This window comes from Actinomadura sp. WAC 06369 (assembly GCF_003947565.1).
In the GTDB taxonomy this organism is placed as follows: Bacteria; Actinomycetota; Actinomycetes; order Streptosporangiales; family Streptosporangiaceae; genus Spirillospora; species Spirillospora rifamycini.
Map to the genome: position 1 here is coordinate 18,695 of NZ_QHJN01000059.1, position 23,751 is coordinate 42,445.

The 23,751-nt window shown below is 74.4% G+C and carries 22 protein-coding genes; 14 read left to right on the top strand and 8 right to left on the bottom strand.

Annotated elements, in window-relative coordinates:
- Positions 1-100 precede the first annotated feature (100 nt).
- From DMH08_RS17860 to DMH08_RS17895, 8 genes are all read left to right on the top strand, one after another.
- Positions 101-1,291 (top strand): acyl-CoA dehydrogenase family protein, encoded by a 1,191-nt coding sequence (locus DMH08_RS17860; protein ID WP_125616016.1) that lies wholly within the window; start codon positions 101-103, stop codon positions 1,289-1,291.
- A 35-nt stretch (positions 1,292-1,326) separates the two neighbouring features.
- Positions 1,327-2,850, top strand: a complete 1,524-nt coding sequence (locus DMH08_RS17865) for an AMP-binding protein (RefSeq protein ID WP_125616019.1) — start codon at positions 1,327-1,329, stop codon at positions 2,848-2,850.
- A gap of 70 nt (positions 2,851-2,920) precedes the next feature.
- Positions 2,921-3,229: a hypothetical protein gene (locus DMH08_RS17870; RefSeq protein WP_125616022.1), complete on the top strand. Its 309-nt coding sequence runs from the start codon at positions 2,921-2,923 to the stop codon at positions 3,227-3,229.
- A gap of 40 nt (positions 3,230-3,269) precedes the next feature.
- Positions 3,270-4,799: a class I adenylate-forming enzyme family protein gene (locus DMH08_RS17875; RefSeq protein ID WP_125616025.1), complete on the top strand. Its 1,530-nt coding sequence runs from the start codon at positions 3,270-3,272 to the stop codon at positions 4,797-4,799.
- Entirely contained in the window at positions 4,796-6,082 is a 1,287-nt protein-coding gene (locus DMH08_RS17880) for an FAS1-like dehydratase domain-containing protein (RefSeq protein WP_125616028.1), read from the top strand. The genes DMH08_RS17875 and DMH08_RS17880 overlap by 4 nt, the downstream gene beginning before the upstream one ends.
- Complete coding sequence (locus tag DMH08_RS17885) at positions 6,079-7,218, top strand: acyl-CoA dehydrogenase family protein (RefSeq protein WP_125616031.1); 1,140 nt, start codon at positions 6,079-6,081, stop codon at positions 7,216-7,218. The genes DMH08_RS17880 and DMH08_RS17885 overlap by 4 nt, the downstream gene beginning before the upstream one ends.
- Positions 7,208-8,377, top strand: coding sequence for an acyl-CoA dehydrogenase family protein (locus DMH08_RS17890; RefSeq protein ID WP_125616034.1), 1,170 nt, complete (start codon positions 7,208-7,210; stop codon positions 8,375-8,377). Before DMH08_RS17885 ends, DMH08_RS17890 begins: the two co-directional genes overlap by 11 nt.
- Before the next feature lie 32 nt (positions 8,378-8,409).
- Entirely contained in the window at positions 8,410-9,204 is a 795-nt protein-coding gene (locus tag DMH08_RS17895) for an enoyl-CoA hydratase/isomerase family protein (protein WP_125616038.1), read from the top strand.
- 9 nt (positions 9,205-9,213) lie between these two features.
- Here the strand turns inward: DMH08_RS17895 and DMH08_RS17900 are convergent, their stop codons facing one another.
- Entirely contained in the window at positions 9,214-9,987 is a 774-nt protein-coding gene (locus DMH08_RS17900) for a FadR/GntR family transcriptional regulator (protein ID WP_125616041.1), read from the bottom strand.
- Between the two features lie 185 nt (positions 9,988-10,172).
- Between DMH08_RS17900 and DMH08_RS17905 the strand changes: the two genes are divergently transcribed.
- Together DMH08_RS17905 and DMH08_RS17910 are read left to right on the top strand one after the other, a co-directional pair.
- Positions 10,173-11,183 carry a TIGR03617 family F420-dependent LLM class oxidoreductase gene (locus DMH08_RS17905; protein ID WP_125616044.1) on the top strand — a complete coding sequence of 337 codons (1,011 nt, stop codon included), beginning with the start codon at positions 10,173-10,175 and terminating at the stop codon, positions 11,181-11,183.
- Positions 11,180-12,703 carry an AMP-binding protein gene (locus DMH08_RS17910; protein ID WP_125616047.1) on the top strand — a complete coding sequence of 508 codons (1,524 nt, stop codon included), beginning with the start codon at positions 11,180-11,182 and terminating at the stop codon, positions 12,701-12,703. The genes DMH08_RS17905 and DMH08_RS17910 overlap by 4 nt, the downstream gene beginning before the upstream one ends.
- A gap of 33 nt (positions 12,704-12,736) precedes the next feature.
- Here DMH08_RS17910 and DMH08_RS17915 read toward each other — a convergent pair whose 3' ends face one another.
- The gene (locus DMH08_RS17915) at positions 12,737-13,510 is read right to left on the bottom strand and encodes an enoyl-CoA hydratase/isomerase family protein (protein WP_125616049.1); all 774 of its coding nucleotides are present in this window, start codon (positions 13,508-13,510) and stop codon (positions 12,737-12,739) included.
- A gap of 189 nt (positions 13,511-13,699) precedes the next feature.
- A complete protein-coding gene (locus DMH08_RS17920; RefSeq protein ID WP_125616052.1) occupies positions 13,700-14,188 on the bottom strand; it encodes a MarR family winged helix-turn-helix transcriptional regulator in 489 nt (162 codons plus the stop codon).
- A gap of 30 nt (positions 14,189-14,218) precedes the next feature.
- On the opposite strand from DMH08_RS17920, the gene DMH08_RS17925 reads away from it, so the two are divergent.
- The 3 genes from DMH08_RS17925 to DMH08_RS17935 all read left to right on the top strand — a co-directional run bounded on the left by DMH08_RS17925 (position 14,219) and on the right by DMH08_RS17935 (position 16,703).
- The gene (locus DMH08_RS17925) at positions 14,219-15,292 is read left to right on the top strand and encodes a bifunctional NAD(P)H-dependent oxidoreductase/GNAT family N-acetyltransferase (RefSeq protein ID WP_125616055.1); all 1,074 of its coding nucleotides are present in this window, start codon (positions 14,219-14,221) and stop codon (positions 15,290-15,292) included.
- 72 nt (positions 15,293-15,364) lie between these two features.
- Positions 15,365-15,862 carry a hypothetical protein gene (locus DMH08_RS17930; RefSeq protein WP_125616059.1) on the top strand — a complete coding sequence of 166 codons (498 nt, stop codon included), beginning with the start codon at positions 15,365-15,367 and terminating at the stop codon, positions 15,860-15,862.
- On the top strand, positions 15,834-16,703 hold the full coding sequence (locus DMH08_RS17935) for an alpha/beta fold hydrolase (protein WP_199747863.1): 870 nt from the start codon (positions 15,834-15,836) through the stop codon (positions 16,701-16,703). The genes DMH08_RS17930 and DMH08_RS17935 overlap by 29 nt, the downstream gene beginning before the upstream one ends.
- 52 nt (positions 16,704-16,755) lie before the next feature.
- Here DMH08_RS17935 and DMH08_RS17940 read toward each other — a convergent pair whose 3' ends face one another.
- The 5 genes from DMH08_RS17940 to DMH08_RS17960 form a co-directional block, all read right to left on the bottom strand.
- Positions 16,756-17,520 (bottom strand): sulfotransferase family protein, encoded by a 765-nt coding sequence (locus tag DMH08_RS17940; RefSeq protein WP_051301348.1) that lies wholly within the window; start codon positions 17,518-17,520, stop codon positions 16,756-16,758.
- Between the two features lie 11 nt (positions 17,521-17,531).
- Positions 17,532-18,317 (bottom strand): class I SAM-dependent methyltransferase, encoded by a 786-nt coding sequence (locus DMH08_RS17945; protein ID WP_051301347.1) that lies wholly within the window; start codon positions 18,315-18,317, stop codon positions 17,532-17,534.
- Positions 18,318-18,322: 5 nt separating this feature from the next.
- A complete protein-coding gene (locus DMH08_RS17950; RefSeq protein WP_125616062.1) occupies positions 18,323-19,396 on the bottom strand; it encodes an aspartyl/asparaginyl beta-hydroxylase domain-containing protein in 1,074 nt (357 codons plus the stop codon).
- Complete coding sequence (locus tag DMH08_RS17955; RefSeq protein ID WP_199747864.1) at positions 19,393-20,925, bottom strand: M28 family peptidase; 1,533 nt, start codon at positions 20,923-20,925, stop codon at positions 19,393-19,395. Before DMH08_RS17955 ends, DMH08_RS17950 begins: the two co-directional genes overlap by 4 nt.
- 224 nt (positions 20,926-21,149) lie before the next feature.
- Entirely contained in the window at positions 21,150-22,316 is a 1,167-nt protein-coding gene (locus DMH08_RS17960; protein WP_125616065.1) for a cytochrome P450, read from the bottom strand.
- 255 nt (positions 22,317-22,571) lie between these two features.
- Here DMH08_RS17960 and DMH08_RS17965 point away from each other — a divergent pair.
- Positions 22,572-23,751 (top strand): MFS transporter (locus tag DMH08_RS17965; protein ID WP_158642337.1); only part of this gene is annotated, 1,180 nt, incomplete at its 3' end.

The following is a 23,751-nucleotide window of genomic DNA, read 5'->3' on the forward strand; positions in this document are numbered from 1 at the left end:
GGTGGTTGACAGGTGGACAAGGTTATCCACCTCGCGGGGCGGCCATGATAGATAACCTAGTAAACTAAGTGAGCCCGATTCGGTGAGGAGGCTCGCCGCCGTGGAGTTCGGAGCCGGTACGCCGCTGGAGGAGTTCCGCCGGGAGGTGCGCGCGTTCGTCGCGGCCCGCGCCCCCCGCCACCCGGTCAGGTCGGGGGTGCGCAGCCCGGAGGACGAGGCGGAGCTGAAGGAGCTGCGCCGCTGGACGGCCGACCTGTACGCCGCCGGCTACATCGGCGCCGACTGGCCCGAGGAGTACGGCGGCACGCCCGGACACGACCCGCTGCGCGCCTTCGTGGTGGGGGAGGAGATGGCGCGGGCGCGCGCGCCGATGCCCGCGAGCGGTGGCTCGCTGGCCGCGCACGCCCTCATCATGTTCGGCACGGAGGAGCAGAAGCGGGGGCACCTGCCGCGGATCCGGTCCGGCGACGACGTGTGGTGCCAGCTGTTCAGCGAGCCCGACGCGGGCAGCGACCTGGCCGCGCTGCGGACCACGGCGGTGCGCGACGGCGGCGCGTGGGCCGTCAACGGCCAGAAGGTCTGGACGACCAACGGCCACTGGGCGCGGTACGGCTACCTGCTCGCCCGCACCGACCCCGACGCGCCCAAGCACAAGGGCATCAGCGCGTTCGTCCTCGACATGGAGCTGCCGGGCGTGCAGGTGCGCCCGCTGCGCGAGCTGACCGGCACCTCCGACTTCAACGAGGTCTTCCTCGACGACGTCCGGCTCCCCGCCGACGCCCTCATCGGCGCGCCCGGCCAGGGCTGGACGATCGCCAACGCGTCCCTCGCCGAGGAGCGCAACGGCGTCGGCGTCTCGGTGGTGCAGGCGCGGATGGCCTGGGACGACCTGGTCGCCCTCGCCCGCGGCCTGGTCGTGGACGGCCGCCCCGCGCTCGACCGCGACGACGTGCGGCAGCGGCTGGCCGGCTTCCGCGCCGAGGTGGACGCGTGCGCGCTCCTCGCCCACGGCGCCATGGCCCGGTGGCGGGCGGGCCGCGAGCGGATGATCGACGCCCCCGCCGTCAAGCTCGTCTTCAGCGAGCTGAACCTGCGGATGGCCGAGTACGCGGTGTCGCTGCCCGGCGCGGCGGGCGTCCTCACCGAGGGCGACCCGGACGCGGTCGCCGCGGGCCGCTGGCAGGACGCCTACCTCTACGCCCGCGCGTACACGATCGCCGGCGGCAGCTCGGAGATCATGCGCAACATCATCGCCGAGCGCGTGCTCGGCCTGCCCCGCGAACCCCGCTGACCGGCCCGTTCCCTTTCCCGCCCCTGGAGGACGCGGTGCACCTGTCGAGGCTCGCCGACCACCATCCCGACAAGCCCGCCGTGCTCGACGCGGCCACCGGCGCGGCCACCACCTACCGCGAGCTGGACGAGGCGTCCGTGCGGCTGGCCCGGCTGCTGGCCGACCGCGGCCTGGCGCCCGGCGACCACGCCGCCCTGCTCATGGACAACACCCCGGGCTACTTCACCGCCGCCTGGGCGTGCCAGCGGTCCGGCCTGTACTGGACGCCGGTCAACCACCACCTCACCACCGACGAGGCCGCCTACATCGTCCGCGACTGCGGCGCCCGCGCCCTCCTCGCCTCCGGTGCGCTCGCCGCCGCGGCCCGGGACGTCGCGGACGCCGCCCCCGGCGCGGCGGTGCGGCTGATCGACGGGGACGGCGACCCGCCCGACGGGTTCGAGAACCTCCGCGCGGCCACGGCGCCCTACCCGGCCCGGGAGCCGGAGGACGAGCGCGAGGGCTCCTACATGTTCTACTCGTCCGGGACCACCGGCCGGCCCAAGGGCATCCTGCGCGACCGCGGCGACGAGCCGTTCGGCACCGGGCTGACCCTCGACCGCACCCTGCCCGCGCTGTTCGGGTTCGGCGCCGACACCGTCTACCTCTCCCCGGCGCCGCTGTACCACGCCGCGCCCACCGGCTGGACGCTCGGGACGATGCGCAACGGCGGCACGGTCGTCCTCATGGACCGGTTCGACGCCGAGCGGACCCTGGAGCTGATCGAGCGGTACCGGGTCACGCACGTCCAGTTCGTCCCGACGATGCTGCTCCGGATGCTCAAGCTCCCCGAGGAGACCCGGGCCCGGTACGACGTGTCGAGCCTGCGGGCGGTCGTGCACGCGGCGGCGCCCTGCCCGGTGGAGGCCAAGCGCCGGGTCATCGAGTGGTTCGGGCCCGTCGTGCACGAGTACTACTCCGGCAGCGAGGGCAACTGCTTCTTCCTCATCGACTCCGCGGACTGGCTCGCCCACCCCGGCTCGGTCGGCCGGGCCGCGTTCGGCGAGGCGCACGTCCTGGACGACGACGGCCGGGAGCTGCCCGCGGGCGAGGTCGGCACCGTCTGGTTCGCGGGCGTCCCCCCGTTCGAGTACCACAACGACCCCGGCAAGACCGCCGGGGCGTTCAACGACCGCGGCTGGAGCACGCTCGGCGACCTGGGGCGGCTGGACGGCGACGGCTACCTCTACCTGGCGGACCGCCGCACCGACCTGATCCTCAGCGGCGGCGTCAACGTCTACCCGCGGGAGATCGAGGACGTGCTGGCCGTCCATCCCGCGGTGGCCGACGCCGCCGTGGTCGGCGCGCCCGACCCGGACATGGGGCAGCGGGTGCGCGCCGTCGTGCAGCCCGCCGACCCGGCCGCGGCGGGTCCCGCGCTGGCCGCCGAGCTGATCGCCCACTGCCGGGCGCGCCTGGCCGGCTACAAGTGCCCGCGCGCCATCGAGTTCACCGGCGAGCTGCCCCGCACACCGTCCGGCAAGCTGCTGCGCCGCCTGCTCGCCGACTCCGCGCCATGACCGGACCCCACGGCACGACCGGACTCCGCGGCACGACCACTGCACTCACCCACCCCGTCAGGAGGATGCGATGAAGCTGCGTCCGGGCCAGCAACTGGCCAGCACCGTCGACGGCACCCGCATGATCGTGGTGCGGGCGCCCGCCGCGGAGGTCGAGGTGCGCTGCGGCGGCGCCCCGATGACCGACGCCGCCGCGGCCGGCGAGCCCACCGCCGCCGCCGACCCGGCCAGGCAGGACGGCACCCTGCTCGGCAAGCGCTACGCCGACGACGGCGTCGGCATCGAGCTGCTGTGCAGCAAGCCCGGCACCGGGACGGTCGAGGTCGACGGGACGCCCCTCCCGGTCAAGGCGGCCAAGCCGCTGCCCGCCTCGGACTGACCGGCCCACCCCGACGACCCCCGACCGGCGGGAGCGTGCGATGGACGTGACGATGCTGCTGGACATGGCGGCGGACGGCTTCGCCGACCGGGTCCTCATCGGGCCCCGGGACGGCGGCACGCCCGCGGCGCGGCTGCGCGCGCTGGCCACCGGCGCCGCCGGAAAGGTGCGCGAGGCGGGCGCGGAGGCGGTGCTCTACCTCGCCGTGAACGGCCCCGCGTTCCCCGTCGCGATGTTCGCGGCGGCCCTCGCGGGCGTCCCGCTGGTGCCGGTGAACTACCGGCTGGGCGGGGAGCGGCTCGACCGGCTGCTGGCCGCCCACCCCCGGGCGTACGGGATCGCCGACGAGGGGGCGGGACGCGCCGCGCTGCTCCGCGCGGGCCTGCCGGCGCGCACCCCGGACGGCTTCCTCCGCGACGCGCGGGAGGCGGCCGGGCGGAGCGGCGCGGGCCCCACCCCGGCCGATCCCGAGGCCGCCGCCGTCCTGCTCTACACCAGCGGCACCACCGCCGAGCCCAAGGGCGTGGTGCTGCGCCACCGGAACCTGGTCTCCTACGTGCTGGAGTCGGTGGAGTTCGGCGCCGCGGGCCCGGACGAGGCCGCGCTGATGAGCGTCCCGCCGTACCACATCGCCGCGGTGTCCAACGTGCTCACGAACCTGTACGCGGGGCGCCGCTGCCTGGCCCTGCCGTCGTTCACCCCGGAGGGATGGCTGGACCGGGTGCGGGCGGAGGGGATCACGAACGCGATGGTCGTTCCGACGATGCTCGCCCGCATCATGGACGCCGAGGGCCTGGACCGGTCGGTGCCGGGCCTGCGCGCGCTGGCGTACGGCGGCGCGCGGATGCCGCCCCGCGTCATCGAGCGGGCCCTGCGCGCCTGGCCGCACGTCGACTTCGTCAACGCCTACGGCCTCACCGAGACCAGCTCGACCGTCGCCGTCCTGGGGCCCGGCGACCACCGCGCCGCCCTGGACGCCGCCGACCCGCGGGTGCGGGCCCGGCTGGAGTCGGTGGGGCGCCCCGTCCCGGCCGTCGAGGTGGAGATCCGCGACGAGGACGGCCGGCCGGTGCCGCCCGGCGCGAGCGGCCGGATCTGGGTGCGCGGCGCGCAGGTCTCCGGCGAGTACGCGGGCCGCGGCCCGTCGGTCGACGCGCGGGGCTTCTTCGACACCCGGGACCGGGGCCGGTCGGAGGACGGATACCTGTACGTCGAGGGCCGGGTCGACGACACCATCATCCGCGGCGCGGAGAACATCGCCCCCGCCGAGATCGAGGACGTGCTGCTCCGCTGCCCCGGCGTCGCGGACGCGGCCGTGGTCGGCGTGCCCGACGACGAGTGGGGGCAGCGTGTGGAGGCGGTCGTCGTCCCGGTGCCGGGCGCCGTCCTCGACCCGGAGGAGCTGCGCGGCCGCGTCCGGGAGCGGCTTCGCGGCTCCCGGACGCCCGACCGCGTCGCCTGCTGGCCGGAGCTGCCCCGCACCCCCACCGGCAAGGTCGTCCGGCGCGACATCGTGGCCGGGCTGACCGCCCCCCGTGACACTCCGACGTCCCGAAAGGACCGCCCATGAGCGAGACCACCGGTGAGCAGACCCGGGAGGAGTTCGAGAAGGCGACCTCCGCCGAACTGGACGAGGCCGACATCGAGAAGGACCGGGCGATCGTCGGCCGCGACTGGGCGCGCGGCACGCGGGAGTTCCTCGGCACCGCCACCCCGGAGGCGATCCGCAACTTCGCCACCGGGTACGGCGACGACAACCCGCTGTTCACCGACCCCGAGTACGGCCGCGGCACCCGGTGGGGCGGCCAGATCGCCCCGCCGATCATGGCCGGGATCCTGAACGCCCCGCTGCGCGGCGAGCGCCCGTCCAAGCGGGAGCGCGGCGGCAGCTACCGCGGCATCCACGCGTTCGTGTCCGGCGGCACCTGGGACTGGTACCGGCCGATCCGCCCCGGCGACACCCTCTACAGCTTCGGCGGCCTGGAGTCGGTCGAGGTGAAGCGGTCGGAGTTCGCCGGGCGGTCGGTGGTGAAGGTGCACCGCGAAGTCAAGATCGACCAGAACGCCGAGGTCGTCGGCGTCTACCGCACGCTGGTCATCTACACCGAGCGCAAGAAGGCGCGCGAGCGCGGCAAGTACCGGGACATCGCGGATCCGGACTACACCGACGCCGACATGGCGAAGATCGAGGAGATCTACGCGTCCGAGCGGCCGCGCGGCGGCGAGCCCCGCCACTTCGAGGACGTCCGGGTCGGCGAGGAGCTCCCGCCGATGGTGAAGGGGCCGCTCACCACCACCGACATGGTCGTCTTCCACGCCGGCGGCTACGGCTTCACCCCCTACGGGCTGAAGACCGGGCGGCTCGCCCATCGGAACCGGCAGCGGATCGCGCCGTTCTACATCAAGAACGAGTACGGGGTGCCGGACGTGGCGCAGCGCGTCCACTGGGACTCGTCCTGGGCGCAGGCCATCGGCAACCCGCGCGCCTACGACTACGGCGTCCTGCGCGAGTGCTGGGCCCACCACTACCTGACGGACTGGGCGGGCGACGACGCGTGGATCGTGTCCCAGCACGACGAGATCCGCAAGTTCAACTACCAGGGCGACACGCAGTTCCTGTCCGGCGAGGTGACCGGCAAGACCGTCGCCGAGGACGGCCGCTGCCTGGTCGACGTCGCGTTCCGGGCCGCCAACCAGCGCGGCGAGGACACGATGACGGGCACCGCGACCGTCGCGCTGCCCAGCCGCGAGCACGGGCCCGCGCTGCTCCCGGCGGTCCCGGCCGCCCTCCAGCGCGCGGCGGTCGCGATGATGGCCCGGCACGGCGAGCTGCTGCGGGAGGGGCGGCGGTGACGGCGCCGGCCGGCGCGGAGATCGCGTTCACCGCCGAGCAGGACGAGCTGCGCACCGTCCTGCGCGATCTCCTGGCCCGGCACGCCGACCGGCGGCGCCCGATCGGCTCGCCGACCGGGCACGACGCGGAGCTGTGGCGGCGGCTGGCCGCCGATCTCGGCGCGCCGGGGCTGGCCGTCCCCGCGGAGTACGGCGGCTCGGGCGCCGGCCCCGCCGAGCTCTGCGTGGTGTTCGAGGAGCTGGGCCGGGCGCTGGCGGGCGGGCCGCTGCTGGCCACCGCCGGCCTGGCCGTCCCGGCGCTGCTGGCCTGCGACGACGAGGACGCCAGGCGCGCGCACCTGCCGGGGATCGCGGACGGCTCCACCCTGGCCACGCTGGCCTTCGTCGAGGCGGACGGCGACTGGGAGACCGAGGCGTCGCTGACCACGGCGGAGGAGACCGCGGACGGGTACGTCCTGAACGGCGCGAAGTACTTCGTCCTCGACGGCGCCCTCGCCGACCTCGTCCTCGTCACCGCCGCGACCGGCGCCGGCACGGCGCTGTTCGCGGTGCCCGGCGACGCGCCGGGCCTGGCCCGGCGCCCGCACGACGCGGTCGACCCGACCCGCCGGATGGCCCGGCTCGACTTCGCCTCCGTCCCCGCGCGGCGGGTCTCGTCCGACGCGTCCGCCGCCGCGTCCGCCGTCGACCGCGCGCGGATCGCGCTGGCGGCCGAGCAGGCGGGGGGAGCGCGCTGGTGCCTGGACGCCTCGGTCGGGTACGCCCGGACGCGGCACCAGTTCGGCCGCCCCATCGGCGGCTTCCAGGCGGTCAAGCACCGCTGCGCCGACATGATGGTCGCGGTCGAGGCGGCCCGGTCCGCCGCGTACGCCGCCGCGCTGACCCCGCACGCGGACGCCGGCGAGCTGGCGCTCGCGGCGGCGTGCGCGCAGATCTGCTGCTCGCGCGCCTACACCGACGCCGCCGCGGCCACCATCCAGATCCACGGCGGCATCGGGTTCACCTGGGAGCACGACGCGCACCTCTACTACAAGCGCGCCAAGACCGCCGAGCTGCTGTTCGGCACGCCGGACCGGCACCGCGACCGGCTCGCGCGGCTGAGCGGGATCACAGAGGAGGGCCCCGATGGCCACTGACGCGGCGGGTGACGACGCGTTCCGCGCGTCCGTGCGCGCGTTCCTGAAGGAGCACGCGCCGGGCAGGCCGCCCAAGGGGACGGCGGAGCGGCTCGCGTTCGCCAAGGCGTGGGCCGCCACCAAGGCCGACCACGGCTTCGCCGGGCCGTCCTGGCCGCGCGCGTACGGCGGCATGGAGCTGCCGTTCCGGCGGCAGGTCGTCTACAGCGAGGAGATGGCGCGGGTGCGGGTGCCGGCGCATCCCGGCACCGGCTGGGACATGGTCGGGCCCACGATCATCAAGCACGGCACGTCCGAGCAGAAGGCGACGTACCTGCGGGCGACGCTGCGCGCCGACATCGTCTGGGCCCAGGGCTTCTCCGAACCGGACGCCGGCTCGGACCTGCCCGCCCTGCGCACCGCCGCGCGGCGCGACGGCGACCACTACGTGGTGACCGGGCAGAAGGTGTGGAACACCAACGCGGACAAGGCCGACATGTTCTTCGTGCTGGTCCGCACCGGCACGCGGGAGTCGCGGCAGAAGGGCATCAGCTACCTGCTGGTCGACGCCCGCGCCCCCGGCGTCACCGTCCGGCCCGTCCGCGACCTGACCGGCCGGGAGCACTTCTGCGAGATCTTCTTCGACGGGGTGCGGGTCCCCGTGACCGACCGGGTGGGGGAGGAGAACGGCGGCTGGCGGATCGCCCGCACCACGCTCGGCCACGAGCGCTCGGCCGGGGCCCTCACCCAGGCCGCGTTCTACCGCCGGATCGTGGACGAGCTGATCGCGCTGGCCCGCGAGCGCGGCGCCGTCGCGGACCCGGGCGTCCGCCGCAGGCTGGCCGACTTCGACGTGCGGGTCCGGGTGATGAACGTGCACGCCGCCCGCACCATCGCGTCCATCGACGCCACCGGAGACCCCGGCCCGGCCTCCTCGGTGTCGCGCCTCTACACCAGCGTGTTCGAGCAGGAACTGCACGAGTTCGCGGTGGACCTGCTCGGCCCGTTCGGGCTCCTGGAACGCGGCGACCCCGACTCCGTGCAGCGCGGCCGCTGGACGACCGGCTGGCTGTTCACCCGCGCGTCCACGATCGGCGCGGGCACCGCCGAGATCCACCGCAACACCATCGCCGAGCAGGTGCTGGGGCTGCCGCGCGACCCCGCCATGCCCTCGCGCTAGGAGAGAGGCCGCGCCATGAGAGAGACCGCGCGATGAGCGACCGGGAGGCCCGGCGGGTCGACTCCGGGACGCCCCACGTCCTCGGCCGCGTCGAGGACGGCGTCGGGGTGATCGAGCTGAACCGCCCCGAGCGCCGCAACGCCCTGCACCCCGACATGTACGACGCCGTCCCGCGGCTGATCGAGGCGTACGACCGCGACGACGCGGTCGGCTGCGTGCTGGTCACCGCGGCCGGCCCGGCGTTCTGCGCGGGCGGCGACGTCCGCGAGGGCACCGGGCGGCGCGGCGGCGGGGACCCGGCGGCGGTGCTCGCCCGCCTGGCCCGGATGGTCGTCCTGCTGCGGGAGAGCCCCAAGATCTCGATCGCGGCGCTGCCCGGGCCCGCGGTCGGCGCCGGCGTCGGCCTGGCGCTGGCCGCCGACCTGCGGATCGCCGCCGCGTCGGCGACGCTCGCCGGCGGCTGGGCGCGGCTCGCGTTCAGCGGCGACTTCGGCGGCGCCTGGCTGCTGACCCGGATCGTCGGGTCCGCGCGGGCGCTGGAGTTCCTGGTCGGGGACGAGCCCGTCGGCGCGGCGGCGGGGGAGCGGCTGGGCCTGGTCAACCGCGTGGTGCCCGACGCGGACCTGCGCCCCGCGGCGCTGGAGTGGGCGCGGAAGATCGCCGCCGGACCGCGCGGCGCGTACGCGTCGATGAAGGCGAACGTGCGGGACGCGGAGACCATGGGGCTGCGCGAGGCGCTGCCGCGCGAGAGCGAGCGGATGGTGCGGTCGGGACGCTCCCGGGAGCACCGGGACGCCGTCCGCCACCGGCTCGCCGCCCGCCGCTGACCGCGGCGGTCAGGTGAACAGCTCCAGCGGGCGACCCCGGGGCACGCTCGCGCCCACGTTGGCCATGTGCAGCCGCCAGTGCGCCTCGGCCGCCTCCGCGTCGCCCTCCTCCACCAGCGTGTAGAAACGGCGGTAGGACCGGACCGCGCGCCTGCGCTCGGTCACGCCCGCGGCCTGCCCCGACTTCCGGTAGAAGCCGGTGACCAGCTCGTTGAGCAGCCGCGCGAAGATCGCCATGGACGCGTTGCCGGCATGCTCGAACAGCGTCTCGTGCACCCGGGCCGCCGCCTCGCCGAAGGCGGTGCCGTCGTCCTCCCGGGCGGCCGCGGCGGCGGCCTCGATCGCCGCGCGCAGCTCGTCCAGCGCCTTGGGCGTGCGGGCCTCGGCGAACCGGCGGGCCAGCCACGGCTCGATCGCCGCCCGGGAGTCGTAGAGGTCGTCGACGGTGACGCCCTCGATCTGCAGCAGCAGCGCGTACACGCGGGCGATGTGCTCGGTCGTCGGGCTGGTCACCCGCGGCCCGCCGTTGCGGCCGCGCACCACCGTGACCAGGCCCTCGGCCTCCAGGATCCGCAGCGCCTCGCGCAGCGTGGTCCGCGCGACGCCGAAGACCTCCATCAGCTCGTCCTCGGCGGGGAACCGGTCGCCGGGCCGCAGCTCGCCGCGCGCGATCTGCGCCCGGATCGACGAGGCCACGAGCTCCGACGTCCGCGCGCTCCGCTCGATGCCGCGCGGGATCCGGACGGGTCCCGCCGGTGCGCCGCCGATCGGTCGCCGGGACATGGGCCTCCTTCGCAGGCACCGGGGACGACGCTCGTCCCTCCGTAGCAAATGCCTCATAACCTTAGTCGGTTTCAGCGACCTCCGACCATCGGCCAGCAGGCGGTTCAGCGCCCTACGCCCATTGAGGGCCCTAGAAAAACCGACTACTGTTTAATCGGTTTTGTTGCCTCATCGGTGGAGCGCGCATGAAGATCGATGCCCATCTCGGCGCCGACCTGACCGGGGCCCCGGCCGCCGCGGCGAAGCTGGAGGAGGACGGGTACGGCGGAATCTGGGTCGCGGAGGCCGGCGGCGACCCGTTCCTGCTGAGCCTCCAGGCCGCCTCCGCGACCACGGCGGCCACCGTCGGCACCTCGGTCGCGATCGCCTTCGCCCGGACCCCGATGACGCTGGCCACGGTCGGCTACGACCTGGCCCGGCACTCCGGGGGCCGGTTCGTGCTCGGCCTCGGCTCCCAGGTCAAGGCGCACATCGAACGGCGGTACTCCATGCCGTGGTCGCGCCCCGCCGCGCGGATGCGCGAGCTGGTGCTGGCCATGCACGCGATCTGGGCCTGCTGGCAGGACGGCGAGAAGCTCGACTTCCGGGGCGACTTCTACACCCACACGCTGATGACGCCGTTCTTCGCCCAGCGGCCGCACCCCCACGGCCCCCCGCCGGTCTACCTGGCCGGAGTCGGGCAGCGGATGACCGAGGTGGCGGGCGAGGTCGCCGACGGCTTCTTCGTCCACCCGTTCACCACCGAGCGCTACCTGCGGGAGACCACGCTCCCCGCGCTGGAGCGCGGCCGCGCCGCCGCCGGCAAGGACGGCTTCGACGGCTACACGGTCTGCGGCTCCACCATGGTCGTCACCGGCCGCACCGAGGAGGAGGCGGCCGAGGCCGCCCGCGGCATCAAGCAGCAGATCGCCTTCTACGCCTCCACGCCCGCCTACCGGCCTGTCCTCGACCTGCACGGGTACGGCGACCTCCAGCCGGAGCTCAACACCCTCTCCAAGCAGGGCAAGTGGCGCGAGATGACCGGCCTGATCGGCGACGACCTGCTGGCCGAGTTCGCGGTGACCGGCGCGCCGGAGGAGATCGGCCCCGCCCTCCGGGCGAAGTTCGGCGACGTGTACGACCGGGTCACCCTCTACACCCCGTACCGCATCGACCCGGCGACGTTCGCGCCGGCCGGCCCGGGCGGGAACGCGTGAAGCACCCCTGGGACCGTCCGCTGGGCGTCTGGTACCTCGCCGAGCACCACCCCGACGCCCCGGCCGTCCTCCACTGCCCGGCGGGCGAGACCCTGACGTTCGCGGGGCTCGCCGCCCGCGCGCACCGGGCCGTGCACGCCCTGCGCGCGCTGGGCGCCGGGCGCGGCGACGTGATCGGCCTGGCGCTGCCCAACGACCTGGACATCCTCGTCTGGCAGCTGGCGGCCGCCGAAGCCGGGTGGCGCTACGTCACCCTCAACCCGAGGTCCCCCGCCCCGGAGGTCGCGGCCATCGCCGCGCACGCCGGGATGAAGGCGCTGATCGTCCACGCCGCGTACGCCGACCGCGCCGGCGCCGTCGACACCGTGCCCGTCCGCGTCGGCGTGGGCGGCCCCATCGACGGCTTCGTCCCGCAGGAGGAGGCGCTGGCCGGCCACCCCGACTCCCCGCCGCCCGACCGCGCCGCCGGGACGCCGCTCGTCTACACCTCCGGCACCACCGGCACCCCCAAGGGCATCTGGCGGGACCTGCCCGACGCCGCCCCCGAGGCGGCGGCCGACCTGATGAAGACGTTCGCGCACGCCTTCCGCTTCACGCCGCTGGAAGGCGCGCACCTGGTGTCGGCGGGGATGTTCCACGGCGGCTGCCAGAGCTTCTACCTCGCGGCGCTGCACGCGGGACAGCCGCTGGTCATCATGGGGTCGTTCGACGCGGAGGAGACGCTGCGCCTCGTCCACGAGCACCGGATCACCACCGGCTACATGGTGCCCACGCAGTTCACGCGGCTGCTGCACCTGCCGTCCGGCGTGCGCGACCGCTACGACGTCTCCAGCCTGGAGTCGATCGTCCACTCCGCGGCGCCCTGCCCGCCGGAGATCAAGAAGCGGATGCTGGACTGGTGGGGCCCGGTCGTCTGGGAGACCTACGGCGGCACCGAGGGCGCCGCGACCATCGCCAAACCGCACCACTGGCTCGCCAAGCCCGGCACCGTGGGCCGCCCCATCCGCGGCATGACCGTCCGCATCCTGGACGACGACGGCGCCGAGCTGCCCCCCGGCCGCGTCGGGGCCGTCTACCTGGACGGCGGCGGCCGCGGGTTCTCCTACCACCGCGACCCCGAGCAGACCGCCGCGGTCTTCCGCGGCACCGCCTTCACCCTCGGCGACGCCGGCTACCTCGACGAGGACGGCTTCCTGTTCATCGTCGACCGGATCAAAGACATGATCATCACGGGCGGCGTCAACGTCTACCCGGCCGAGGTCGAGAACGCGCTGGCCGCGCATCCGGCCGTCCTGGACAGCGCCGTGGTGGGCGTGCCCGACCCCGAGTGGGGCGAGCAGGTCCGGGCGTTCGTGCAGCCGGCGCCCGGCCACGAACCCTCCGACGCGCTGGCCGCGGACCTCATCGCCCACTGCCGCGAGCGCCTCGCCGGCCACAAGTGCCCCCGCGCCGTCGAGTTCCGCACCGAACTGCCCCGCACCGAGACCGGCAAGCTCTACAAGCGCCTCCTCCGCCCCTGACCCCGCGGCCGGCGCGGGGTCGGGGGCCCGCGCTCAGCGCAGCGTCCAGGACCGGGTGGGCACCGCCGACCGGTCGACCTGCGCCGTCCCGATCGGGTTGCCGACATGGGTGTAGAGCAGCCCCGACCGCAGCGCCTCCGTCCGGGTGGCGTCCAGCGACTCCCAGACCGCCCGGACGGTGCCCTGCACCGCCGCCGGCGGCTTGGCCGCGATCTTCCCCGCGAGCTCCGCGCCCCGCGCCCACAGCTCCGCGCGCGGCACCACCTCGCTCACCAGCCCGATCTGGTGCGCCCGCCGCGCGGACATGCGCTCGTCCAGTCCCAGCAGCGCCATCCGCATGACCTCGCCGACCGGGATCTTGCGGGCCAGCCCGATCGGCTCCAGCGCCGCCGTGAGCCCGTAGCTGACGTGCGGGTCGAAGAACACCGCGTCGTCCGACGCGATGACGATGTCCGACTCGTTGATCCAGTAGAACGCCCCGCCCGCGGCCATCCCGTGCACGCAGCACACCACCGGCTTCCACACCCGGTTCAGCTTCGGCGAGAGCCGCTCCCCCGGGTCTTCCTCCGACCACACGTTCGCCGGGCGGTCGAAGCCCTCCTTGACGTCCACCCCGGTGCAGAACGCCCGGTCGCCCGCCGCGCGCAGCACCACCACGCGCACCTCGTCGTCCTCGCGCACCGTCGTCCAGATCTCGGCGAACTCGTTGAGCATCGCCTCGTTGAAGCTGTTCAAGGCGTCGGGCCGGTCGAGCGTCACGGTGGCGACATGGTCGGCCACCTCGTAGATCACCGTCGTGAAGGCCATCGGTCCTCCGAAGTCCGAACGATCGTCATCCATGGTCGGCCCCCGCGCCCGCGGGGGGAAGGCCGCGCCGCCGTTCTCCTCACATAGATGACTACGTTGACGTAGACAGCTGGGTGCGTCAACCGTTCGGCGGGTCCCATGCACCCAGGGGCTCGCCTGGTCGAGTCGGCCGGCGCAAGAGGAACCGGCTCAGGGGCGGGGCGGCCGCTGCGCCTCGTCCGGGGCTTCCACCTTCCCGGCGATGCGCTCCAGGGCGGCGAGGTCTTCCGGTGCGAGGCGGTCGATGAAGTGGTGGCGCACCGACTCCAGATGCTCGGGCGCGGCGTCCATCAGGGTGTCCATGCCCTGCTCGGTGAGAACGAGGATGCAGCCCCTTCCGTCGTCCGGGTCGGGTGCGCGCCGGATGAGGCCGCGCGCCTCCATGCGGGTCGCGTGCCGGGAGAGCCGGCTGCGCGACCAGCCCATCTTCGCCGCCTGCCCGTGCAGGGCGCCGGCGTGGTCCGGACGTTCCGACAGCGTGCTGAGCACCTCGTAGTCGGCCTCGGAGAGGCCGATCCGAGAGAGGTCGCGCGCGGTGCCGGTCTGGACGGCGACCACCATGCGGCGGAAGGCCCGCCACGCTCGCTCCTCGTCCGGGTCCAGCCAGCGCACGGGTTCGCTCGACGGTCTCTTTGACATGTAAACAACCTATCCCGTAGGTTCATTTACATGTCAACGAACAAGACGCGCGTCCTCGTGCTGGTGTGCAGCACCCGTCCCGGCGCCCTCGGCCCCGCGGTCGGGGCATGGCTGACCGGGACGATCGCCCCCCGCGCCGCCGACCTCGGCGCCGAACTGGTGCCGCTGGCCCTCGCCGACCTCGGCCTCCCGTTCCTCGACGAGGAGGAGCACCCGTCGTCGGGCGTGTACCGGAACGAGCACACGCGACGGTGGAGCGCGATGGTGGACGCGGCGGACGGCTTCATCGTCGTGACGCCGGAGTACAACTACGGGATGCCGGCGTCCCTGAAGAACGCCCTGGACTACCTGTCCCGGGAATGGGCGTGGAAGCCGGTCGGCTTCGTCGGCTACGGCAACACCTCGGCGGGCACGAGGGCCGTGCAGCACGCCAAGCAGGTGGTGACCACGCTGCGGCTGGTGCCGCTGGGCGCCACGGTCGCGCTCCGCATCGCCGACGCCGTGCACGACGGGGAGGTGCGGCCGCCCGCCGCCGCCGCCGACGCCGCGATCGGCGTCCTGGACGAGCTGGTCCGGCTCGCGCACGCGCTCCGGCCGATGCGCGAGCAGGCGCGGCCCGAGAGCGCGGCCGGGCCCGAGCCGGGCTCCTACCTGCGGCGATTGACGCCCGACGACGCCCCCGAGGTGACCGTCCTGCAGCGATGCTGCTGGGTGGACGAGGCCCTCGCCAACGACCCCCGGACCGTCCCCGCGCTGCACGAGTCCGTGGAGCAGGTGCGCGACTGGCTCGCGGACTGGCACGCGGTCGGACTGTGGCGGGACGGCCGGCTCCTCGGCATGGTCCGGACCCGCCGCGTCGACGCGGAATGGCACGTCGGACGGCTCGGCGTCGCCCCCGACCTGCGGGGGCGCGGCCTGGGCCGCTGGCTGCTCCGGAAGGCGGAGGCCGCCGCCGACCCGTCCTGCCGCCGCATCGTGCTCTCCACCGGAGCGGGCAGCCGGGACAACATCGCCCTCTACCGGAGCGAGGGATACCGGCCGGCTCCCCGCGCCCGCGAAGACGGCACCATCCGCCTCACCAAGGAACCCCTCCGCACCGGCTGACGCGGCGCCCCTCGGTCCGTCCGGACACGGCTACTTGACGCCGAGGAGCAAGTACTTGCCAGCATCCGTCAAGTGACGACCACGAGCGAGCACGTCGAACTGGCGACCGAGCTGGTCCGCCTCCTGGAGACGCGGATCCTCGACCCGCTGGAGATCCTGCTGGCGTCCGACGAACTCCTCGGCCCGATCAGGGCGCGGCTGCGCGTGGAGGCCGAGGTGTGGGCCGCCCAACTGCTCGGCACCGACCGGGAGCGGGCCACGCGGACCGCCGGACGGCTCATCGGGGTGCTGTTCCCCGGCGACACCCCCTTCGACCCGCCCGCGGCGTGGTGGCGTACCGCGCTGGGACGGGCCGTGGCCCGCACGGCCGGTCACCCCGCGGCGGCCGCCGTGTCCTACGCCACGGCGGGGGCGATGCTCGGCATCACCCGGCAGGGCGTCCACGACCTGGTCAAACGCGGCAAACTCGACAGGCACCCCGACGGTGGCGTCACCACCTCCTCCATCCGTGACCGGCTCGACCGCCCGCAGGAGAGCGCCCGTGGCACCGCTAGACACGACCATCGATGACCGTCCGGTCCGCCTCGCCGTCCGCGACCACGGCGGCCGCGGAACCCCCGTCCTGCTCCTGCACGGCCTGGGCGGCACCCTGCTGGCCTGGGACGCGGTAGCGCCGCTGCTGACCGGCGCGCACCGGGTCGTCGCCATGGACCTGCGCGGCCACGGGCTGTCCGGCGACGGACCGTGGGAGTGGGAGGCGGTCCTGGACGACATGCAGGAGGTCATCGACCACTTCGGCCTGGCCGCCCCCCTCGTCGTCGGCCACTCCCTCGGCGGCATGGTCGCGGTCCGGTGGGCGCTGCGCCACCCGGACGGCCCCGGCATCGTCAACCTCGATGGCCTGCGCTCGGCGGAGACCGCGCCGCGGCACTACGCAGGCATCGACCACGAGGAACTCGGCGTGCTCCTGGGGGAGCTGAAGGCCGTCTTCGACGCCCAGGCCGAGGCGATGGAGCGGCCGCTGCCCGAGGCCCACGCCGCGATGCATCCCCAACGGGCGCTGCGCACCACCGACGAGGGCGTCTTCCTGCGGCCGGACGCCGCGCTCGCCAGGCGGATCCGTGACGACCCGCACTTCCAGGACGGCGTCGCGGCGGTGGCCGACATCCGCTGCCCCGCCTTGTTCGTCCTGGCCACCGCCGACCTGCCCGGTCTGCCGGGCCGGGTCGGCGAGCTCATGCCGGCGCTGCGCGCCGGCATCCGCCGCGACCTGTCCGAGCTCACCGCCGACCGGCCGCACCTGCGAGTGCTCGAGCTGGCCGCCGGCCACACCATGGTCGACGAACAGCCCGAGCAGATCGCCCGAGCCGTCCTGGATTTCGGGGCACAGAACCCACGCCCTCGCCGATGAGACGGAGTGCCGGACGGGTCGAGAAACGTGAGGTCCGACCGGGAGCCTCGGGTCACCCGTTGGGTCGGCTCGGGTGCCGTCTGCGGTGTACTGCCCAGGCGATCGCGGCGGCGGTCGCCATCGCGGTGGTGGCCAGAATGCGGATCCGGGGGGCCAGCGTTCTCTGCAGAGCCTGCTGCTGGCGCCGTTTGAACGTGGCCGCGTCGTTCTCCCGGGGGAACGGCTCGTCCGGGACCGGTACGCCGAGGAAAGCGCACAACGGCGCCCATCCGTCCTTGACCTCGAACACCAGCAGCCGGTCCTCGGGCACGTGCGCCCTCACCTCGGCGACATGCCGTTCGAAGCGCTCGGCCATCTCCGCGCGCTCGCCGAACGCCCCGCCGATCTCGCGCTGCCAGGTCGTCCGCTGCACGCGGTCGAGGACGTCCGCCACGGACCCGGGGCGGCGCGGGCCCCGCCAGCTCAGCACCCGCACCAGGAGCGGCGGCTCGGCGAGCACGGCGGACATGGTCTGCGCGGCGCTGTCGTACCAGCGTCGCGGATCGCGGACGGTGAGCACCACCTTGGCGTCCGGGAACGCGTCGACGATGTCGCGCCAGAACGCGGTGCCCGGCGAGCCGACGGCGCAGCCGTGGCCCGCGAAGACCTTCCCCCAGTCCACCGCCCGCCCGTCCAGCGCGGCGGCCCAGTCGGCGGCGCGCTCCGGCTCCGCGTTGAGGACCCGCATGTTGTAGCACGGGCCGTACCCGAGCCGGTCGAGTGCCAGCGCGAGCGAAGTCGTGCCCGTCCGGAGGAAACCGACGCCGATGACCTGCACGCGAACTCTCCTCAGGTTGAAGTGGACGACGTCCGGCGGGCGACCAGGGTGCCGGGGTCCTCGCCGTCGTCGACGGGGCGGAGGGCGGTTCCGGCCGTCGGGGTCAGCCCGGCCGCCGCCAGGTCGGCGACGACGGCGTCCGGCCGGTGCAGGTAGTGGGCGCGTTCCACCACTTCGGTCGCCACCGGATCGCCTCGGTGGTACGTGCGGTAGACGAACCGCAGGTGCGCCCGGTCGTCGCCGTCGGGCCGCGCCTCGCACGACATCTCGTACCGGCAGTCGCCGAGGGAGGCCACGTCGGCGACGTGCTCGGGCCAGTCCGGTACCGGTTCCGACAGGACCATGTCCATCGCCACCTCGCCGTCCTCGGCCAGATGCTCGGCGATGGCCTCGAAGAGCGCGGGCCGCTCGGCGTGCGGGACGTGCTCCAGCACACCCGCCAGGTACACGAAGTCGAAGCGGCGGTCCAGGTCGAAGTGGGGCGCCGCGCGGTCGAGCACGGTGACGCGGGCGCGCAGGTGCGGGCGTTCGGCGAGCTTGGCCAGCAGCACCGCGCGCATGGTGGCCGATCGCTCCAGGCACAGGACGGTGGCGGCTCGCTCGGCCACGGCCAGCGTGATCCGGCCGGTGCCCGCGCCGATCTCCAGCGCGTGCCCGTCCCGGGGCGCGCGGTCGGCGAAGAACCGGGGGTCGGGGAGGGCGCCCTCGCCGCGGGAGGCGCGGAAGAGGTCGTAGTAACCGGGCTGGAAGGCGTACGGGTCGGTGCCGAGCGGAGCGACCCGGGCGAAGGAGGACATGCGAGTCACCTGCCTGTCTGGTCGGTACGGGGTCGCGTCGTCAGGAGGTCGTGCGCGGGCGACGTCGTCCGGCCGTCCCGGGTGAATTGCGCCGGGCGTGTCCACTCGCGGAGGGCCCGGCCGGCGCGTTCCCTGATCCGCACCCGGCCGCCGGACTCGACGGCGATGGTGCGCTCCTCGCTCCAGCCGGTGAGGCGGAACTCGCCCAGCCCGACGTGCACCAGGCCGAAGGCGGGCACGCCGTCGATGGCGAGGACGAGCCGGTCCTCGTGCGCGAGGACCTCGGCGTCGGCGTCGGGCCTGGCCTCGACCTCCTCCTCCGACCACTGCGCGAAGTCGCCCGGCAGCCGGAACCGGCAGCACAGCCGGTCGCGTTCGGACGCGCTGAGCGGCACCGGATCGCGGGCGAACATCACCTCGCTCAGCGGCAGCAGCTCCCGGAACTCGTCCGGCAGCAACCCGACGATCTCGCGGCTGACCAGGCAGTCGAGCACCATGTGCACCCGGGAGCGGTCTCCGCCGTTCGCCACGTAGTGGCGTCGGCCGAAGTCGCCGAACCACAACCGCCCCGCCGTCCAGTGCTCGGACACGCCGTCGATCACCACGACGGCGTCCGGGTTGGTGTCGATCGGCACATGCAGCCGCAGGAGCCCGCGTGCGAACCCGTACTTGTAGTCGCGGTGCTCGTGCACGGTCGCCCCCGCGCCCAGGGCGATCAGCCGGACGCCCCGGACCGGCGCCGGCAGGGCGTCGACGACCTGGGCGAGGGCCGGGGCTTCGGCCAGCCACGGGGTGTCGGCGAAGTCGGTCAGGCCCGCGCCGCCCGGGTCGGTCCGATCCGGGTCGCCGCCGACGCTGCGCAGCGGCAGGATGCGCCAGTCCACGCCGGACTCCGCGGCGGCGCCGTCCTGGCTGTACGGGCGCTGGGCGCGCCACCGCCGGCGCCGCAGCCGGTCGAGGTCGGCGCGCAGCGCATCGGCGTCGAAGCCGAGCCGCATCGGCGCGGACGGCGGGTACGCGGCGGGCGGGTCGGCGGGCGGGTCGGCCGGCGGTTCGATGGCCTGGTGGTGCGTCGTCACGGTCGCTGCTCCCGGGCGCCGGCGGCGGGCAGGTCGGAGACGTCGAGGGCGAAGCGGCCGACCGCCCACGCGATGGCGGGCACGTTCTCGCCGAGCGCCCGGCGGTCGAGGTTGCCGATCGTGTCGCACGGCTGGTGGTAGCAGGGGTCGTACAGCCGCCCGGCCGTCCCGCCGAACCGCGCCGCCTGCGCGGCGGTCTTGACCCCGAGGACGCCGCCGTTCAGGCCGCCGACCGGGACGCCCGCGGCCATGAACGGCTCGTGGTCGGAGCCGACGGCCCGCAGGTCGTGGCTCTCGTAGGGGAGTCCGGCGCGGTCGAAGTAGTCCTTGAAGACCTTCTCCACGACCCCCGACCCCGGCGGGCCCGGCGGGGTGCCCGGCGGCTGCTCGCTCGCGTCCCCGTCGAGGACGAACCGGACCCCGTTCGGCGCGGCGATCAGTTCGAAGTTGAGGTAGAGCGCGATCTCGGCGCGTTCGTCCGGCGTCAGGTTGCGCACGTAGTGGTAGGAGCCGATGTCGATGAGCTCCTCGGCCCCCCACAGCGCGAACCGGACTCTGTGCCGCACCTTGCCCTGGTGGGGGGCCAGCCGCAGCGCGGTCGCCATCAGCGCGGAGGCCGCGGCGGCGTTGTCGTTGATGCCGGGTGCTTCGCTCACGCTGTCCAGGTGGGCGCCGGCGATGACGGTGCGGCCGTCGCCGCCGCCGCGCGTCTCGGCGAACAGGTTGGTGGTGACTCCCGCGACCTCGTGCCCGCGCAGGTCGAGGCGCAGCCGCACCCGGTGCCGCGCGGCCTCCCGGGCGAGCCGTTCGGCCTCCGTCTGGGGGATGCTCGCCACCGGGATGGTGAACGCCTCCCGGTCGAACCCGTGCAGCCGGTAGATGTTGTCCGGACTCGGCGTCGCCAGGTAGATCAGCATCGCCTTCGCGCCGAGCCCGGCGGCGACCCGCTGCTGTGCCGTGTGGCCGCAGGAGCCGCGCCGCACCACCACGACGGACCCGGCCACGGGCAGCCCGTCGTAGTCGGCGGCGGAGCATCCGGCGGCGTCGTCCGTCGTGGCCCGGGGCACGACGAGGTGGGCGTCGAGGCCGCCGGGCGGGGTGCCGGGCGACCAGCGCATGACCAGCGCGCGCACCTGCCGGACGGCGGGCGCGGTCACCGTCGCGCTCTCCGCGTCGACCCGGTAGTCGGTGTACGGCACGTGCTGCCGGTAGACGCGGTAGCCGGCGGCGGTCAGCACCTCGGCGGCGTAGCGCGAGGAGGCTTCGAACCCCGGAGTGCCGGTGGAGCGCACCCCGCCGTTCTGCGCGGCGATCCGGTCGAAGGCACGCAGGTGCCGCCACACGTCGCCGCCGCGGGTGGACTCCGCCAGCATCCGCGCCAGCCAGAGTTCCCCGGACCCGCCGGCGGACGCCTCCCGGGCCGGTGCCGCGTGGGGCGGGGCCGCGGAAGCGGCGGACGGCGGAGCGGCCGAAAGGACGGCGGCGGCCATGGTGACGAGGCCGGTCGCCAAGGCGGTTTTCGTGCGCACGAACACCCTCAACAGCCCTCCAGTGAAAAAGTGGTGCCCGGAAACAAAAACCTTGTAGATATGTGCTGAAAGCCTTTGAACCGGGCCGCTTGATGATCAATGAATGCCCGGCATATCGGGGCAGGTAGGAAGCGTGCCCCGATATGCCGGGCACCCTCTATGCCACTCAGTGGAGGTAACGCATCCGTGCCACCCCCTTTCTGTCGAGACGATTTCCAGGTCGGTCAGGCGAGCCGGGCTCTGAGCCGAGCCACGCCCCGCAGGGTGAGGTTCCGGTGGTAGACGGGCTCGCCCGCGAGGCGGAGGCCCGGGAACTCGGTCGCGAGCAGGCCGAGGACGACCCGCGCCTGGAGGACCGCCAGCGACTGCCCGAGGCACGCGTGGGCGCCCCGGCCGAACCCCAGATGCGGGTTGGGGCGGCGGGCGAAGTCCAGCTCGTCGGGCTCGGCGAACCTGGCCGGATCCCGGTTCGCGGCCGCCAGCATCAGCGTCACCGCCTCGCCGGGCGCGATGACATGGCCGCCGACGCGCGCCTCCCGCACGCACGCCCGTCCGTCGGCCTGCACCGGCGTCACGTACCGGACCAGTTCCTCCACCGCGAGGGACAGGTCGGCCCGAGCGAAGCGCGCCCAAGTCTCCGGCTCGTCCAGCAGGACGACCAGAACGTTGCCGAGCAGCCGCCCCGCCGATTCGAACCCGGCGTGCAGGACGGCCCGCAGCGTGTTCAGCAGCACCGGACGCGCGATGCCGGAGCCGGGCGCCTTGGCCGCCACGTGCGCCACCAGCCCGTCCGCCGGCGGGTCGTCCAGCCAGCGGCCCGTGTATTCGGCCAGCTCGGCGCGGGCTCGCACGGCGGGCCCCGCGGTCTCCGGCCAGACCCCGGCGTCCATGCCGTCCACGATCGTCTGCGACACGGGCAGGAACCACGCGGCGTCGATCGGCGGCACCCCGAGCACCGCGGTGATGGTGTCCAGCGCGAGGGGCGCGGTGAGGTCGGACACGCAGTCGAACTCCCCGGCCGCGCGCAGCCGCCCGGCCCGGGCGCGGACCTGCGCGGCGATGCGCTCGCGCAGCGGGCCCGGGTCGAGGCCGCGGACCGCGTCGACCATGAAGTGCCGGATGGCCGTGTGCTCGGGCGGGTCGAGCGACTGGATGCTCAGCAGCGGCTCCGGGACGGCCTCGCCGATCCGGCGCCAGTCCGAGGCGAACGACTCCGTGTCGCGCAGCACCGCGGCGCAGCCGTCGTACCCGGTCACCACCCAGGAGTCGAGGAAGGCGCTGCGGTAGACGGGCGCGCTCTCGCGCATGCGGCCGAAGAGGGAGTAGGGATCCAGCAGCGCCGCGGGCTCCGCGAGTCCCGCCGCCGGGTCCGCGACCGGCGCCTCCGACATGTCGACCTCCTCGCACGGACGGCTACCGGCGAGCGGCCTCGAGCCCCGTTCGTCGCGTCCCGTACGGGTGGCCGGGAGGACGACGGCGCCATCGCTCAGGTGTCCGGGAGATCGTCCGACACATGATCTTTACTGATGGTAAATGGGCGATGCGGAATTGCCGAGTGCCGGATCCGGCCACCGGTCTTCCATTTTCCTGAACGCGTCGCCATGGCATGGTCTTGTAGTTCCGCCTCGCCGCCGAGGAGGCCGCCTGTGAGGGTTCTGCTGACCAATCCCGGGTTCCGGCTCCTGATCACCGGCCAGTCCTTATCGACCCTGGGCGACCGGGCGCTCATCATCGCTTTCGGCATCTGGGTGAAGGAGCTGACCGGCAGCAATGCCGCGGCGGGCGGCGCGTTCTTCTTCGTCGCCCTGCCGTTCCTGTTCGCCCCGTTCGCCGGGGTGCTCATCGACCGGTTCCCGCGGCGCCAGATCTTCATCGCGACCAACCTGGCGATGGCGGGCGTCATGCTGCTCAGCCTGCTGGTGCGCGGCGAGGACCAGGTCTGGCTGCTGTACGCGATCATCCTCTGCTACGGCATCGCCGGTGTGATCATCACCGCCACCCAGGCCGCCCTCGTCACGGCGATCGTGGACGAGGACGCGCTCCCCGACGCCAACGGCCTCCTGCAGACCTCCGCCGACGGCGTGAAGCTCCTCGCCCCCCTCTTCGGCGCGGCGCTCTTCACGGTGGCGGGCGGCCACGTCGTGGCCCTGCTGGACGCGGCGACGTTCCTGGCGGCCGCGGTATGCGTGTGGCTCATCCGGGCGCCCGGCGACCAGCGCCACGTCACCGGTGCCCTGGAACTGCGCGAAGAAGTGCTGTCCGGCCTGCGCCACATCTACCGCTCCCCGCCGCTGCGCACGCTGGTGGGCGCGCTGGGCCTGGGCATGCTGGTGACCGGCTTCTCGCAGACGCTCGTCTTCTCCATCGTCGACGACGGGCTCCACCGCGCCCCCGCGTTCATCGGCGTCCTGAGCAGCGTGCAGGGCGCGGGCGCCATCTGCGCCGGCCTGGCGGCGGGCGCCGCCATCCGCCGCGTGGGCGACCTGCGCACGGTGATGCTGGGCTTCGCCCTGGTGACGGCGGCGTCCCTCGTCTACCTGGCGCCCGCCGTCCTCCCGGTCGCGGCGGGGGCGTTCCTGTTCGGCTTCGGCATGTCCTGGACGACCGTCGGCCTGGTCATGGCGGTGCAGCGGCGAACACCCGACGCCCTGCGCGGACGGGCGCTGTCCGCGGCGATGGGCGTCGTCAGCACCCCGCAGACCGTCTCGATCGCCCTGGGCGCGGCCCTGTCCCTGGCGGTCGACTACCGGGTCCTGCTCCTCCTCATGGCCGCGGTGACCGCCGTGAGCGCCGTCTGGCTACTGCGGGTCCCGCCCGCCCCGCGAA

Coding starts and splice junctions, on each gene's coding strand:
- DMH08_RS17925 (WP_125616055.1), top strand. CDS start 14,219: ATGTCAACGAACAAGACGCGCGTCCTCGTGCTGGTGTGCAGCACCCGT.
- DMH08_RS17900 (WP_125616041.1), bottom strand. CDS start 9,987: ATGTCCCGGCGACCGATCGGCGGCGCACCGGCGGGACCCGTCCGGATC.
- DMH08_RS17915 (WP_125616049.1), bottom strand. CDS start 13,510: ATGGCCTTCACGACGGTGATCTACGAGGTGGCCGACCATGTCGCCACC.
- DMH08_RS17890 (WP_125616034.1), top strand. CDS start 7,208: ATGGCCACTGACGCGGCGGGTGACGACGCGTTCCGCGCGTCCGTGCGC.
- DMH08_RS17870 (WP_125616022.1), top strand. CDS start 2,921: ATGAAGCTGCGTCCGGGCCAGCAACTGGCCAGCACCGTCGACGGCACC.
- DMH08_RS17905 (WP_125616044.1), top strand. CDS start 10,173: ATGAAGATCGATGCCCATCTCGGCGCCGACCTGACCGGGGCCCCGGCC.
- DMH08_RS17960 (WP_125616065.1), bottom strand. CDS start 22,316: ATGTCGGAGGCGCCGGTCGCGGACCCGGCGGCGGGACTCGCGGAGCCC.
- DMH08_RS17880 (WP_125616028.1), top strand. CDS start 4,796: ATGAGCGAGACCACCGGTGAGCAGACCCGGGAGGAGTTCGAGAAGGCG.
- DMH08_RS17875 (WP_125616025.1), top strand. CDS start 3,270: ATGGACGTGACGATGCTGCTGGACATGGCGGCGGACGGCTTCGCCGAC.
- DMH08_RS17920 (WP_125616052.1), bottom strand. CDS start 14,188: ATGTCAAAGAGACCGTCGAGCGAACCCGTGCGCTGGCTGGACCCGGAC.
- DMH08_RS17945 (WP_051301347.1), bottom strand. CDS start 18,317: ATGTCCTCCTTCGCCCGGGTCGCTCCGCTCGGCACCGACCCGTACGCC.
- DMH08_RS17895 (WP_125616038.1), top strand. CDS start 8,410: ATGAGCGACCGGGAGGCCCGGCGGGTCGACTCCGGGACGCCCCACGTC.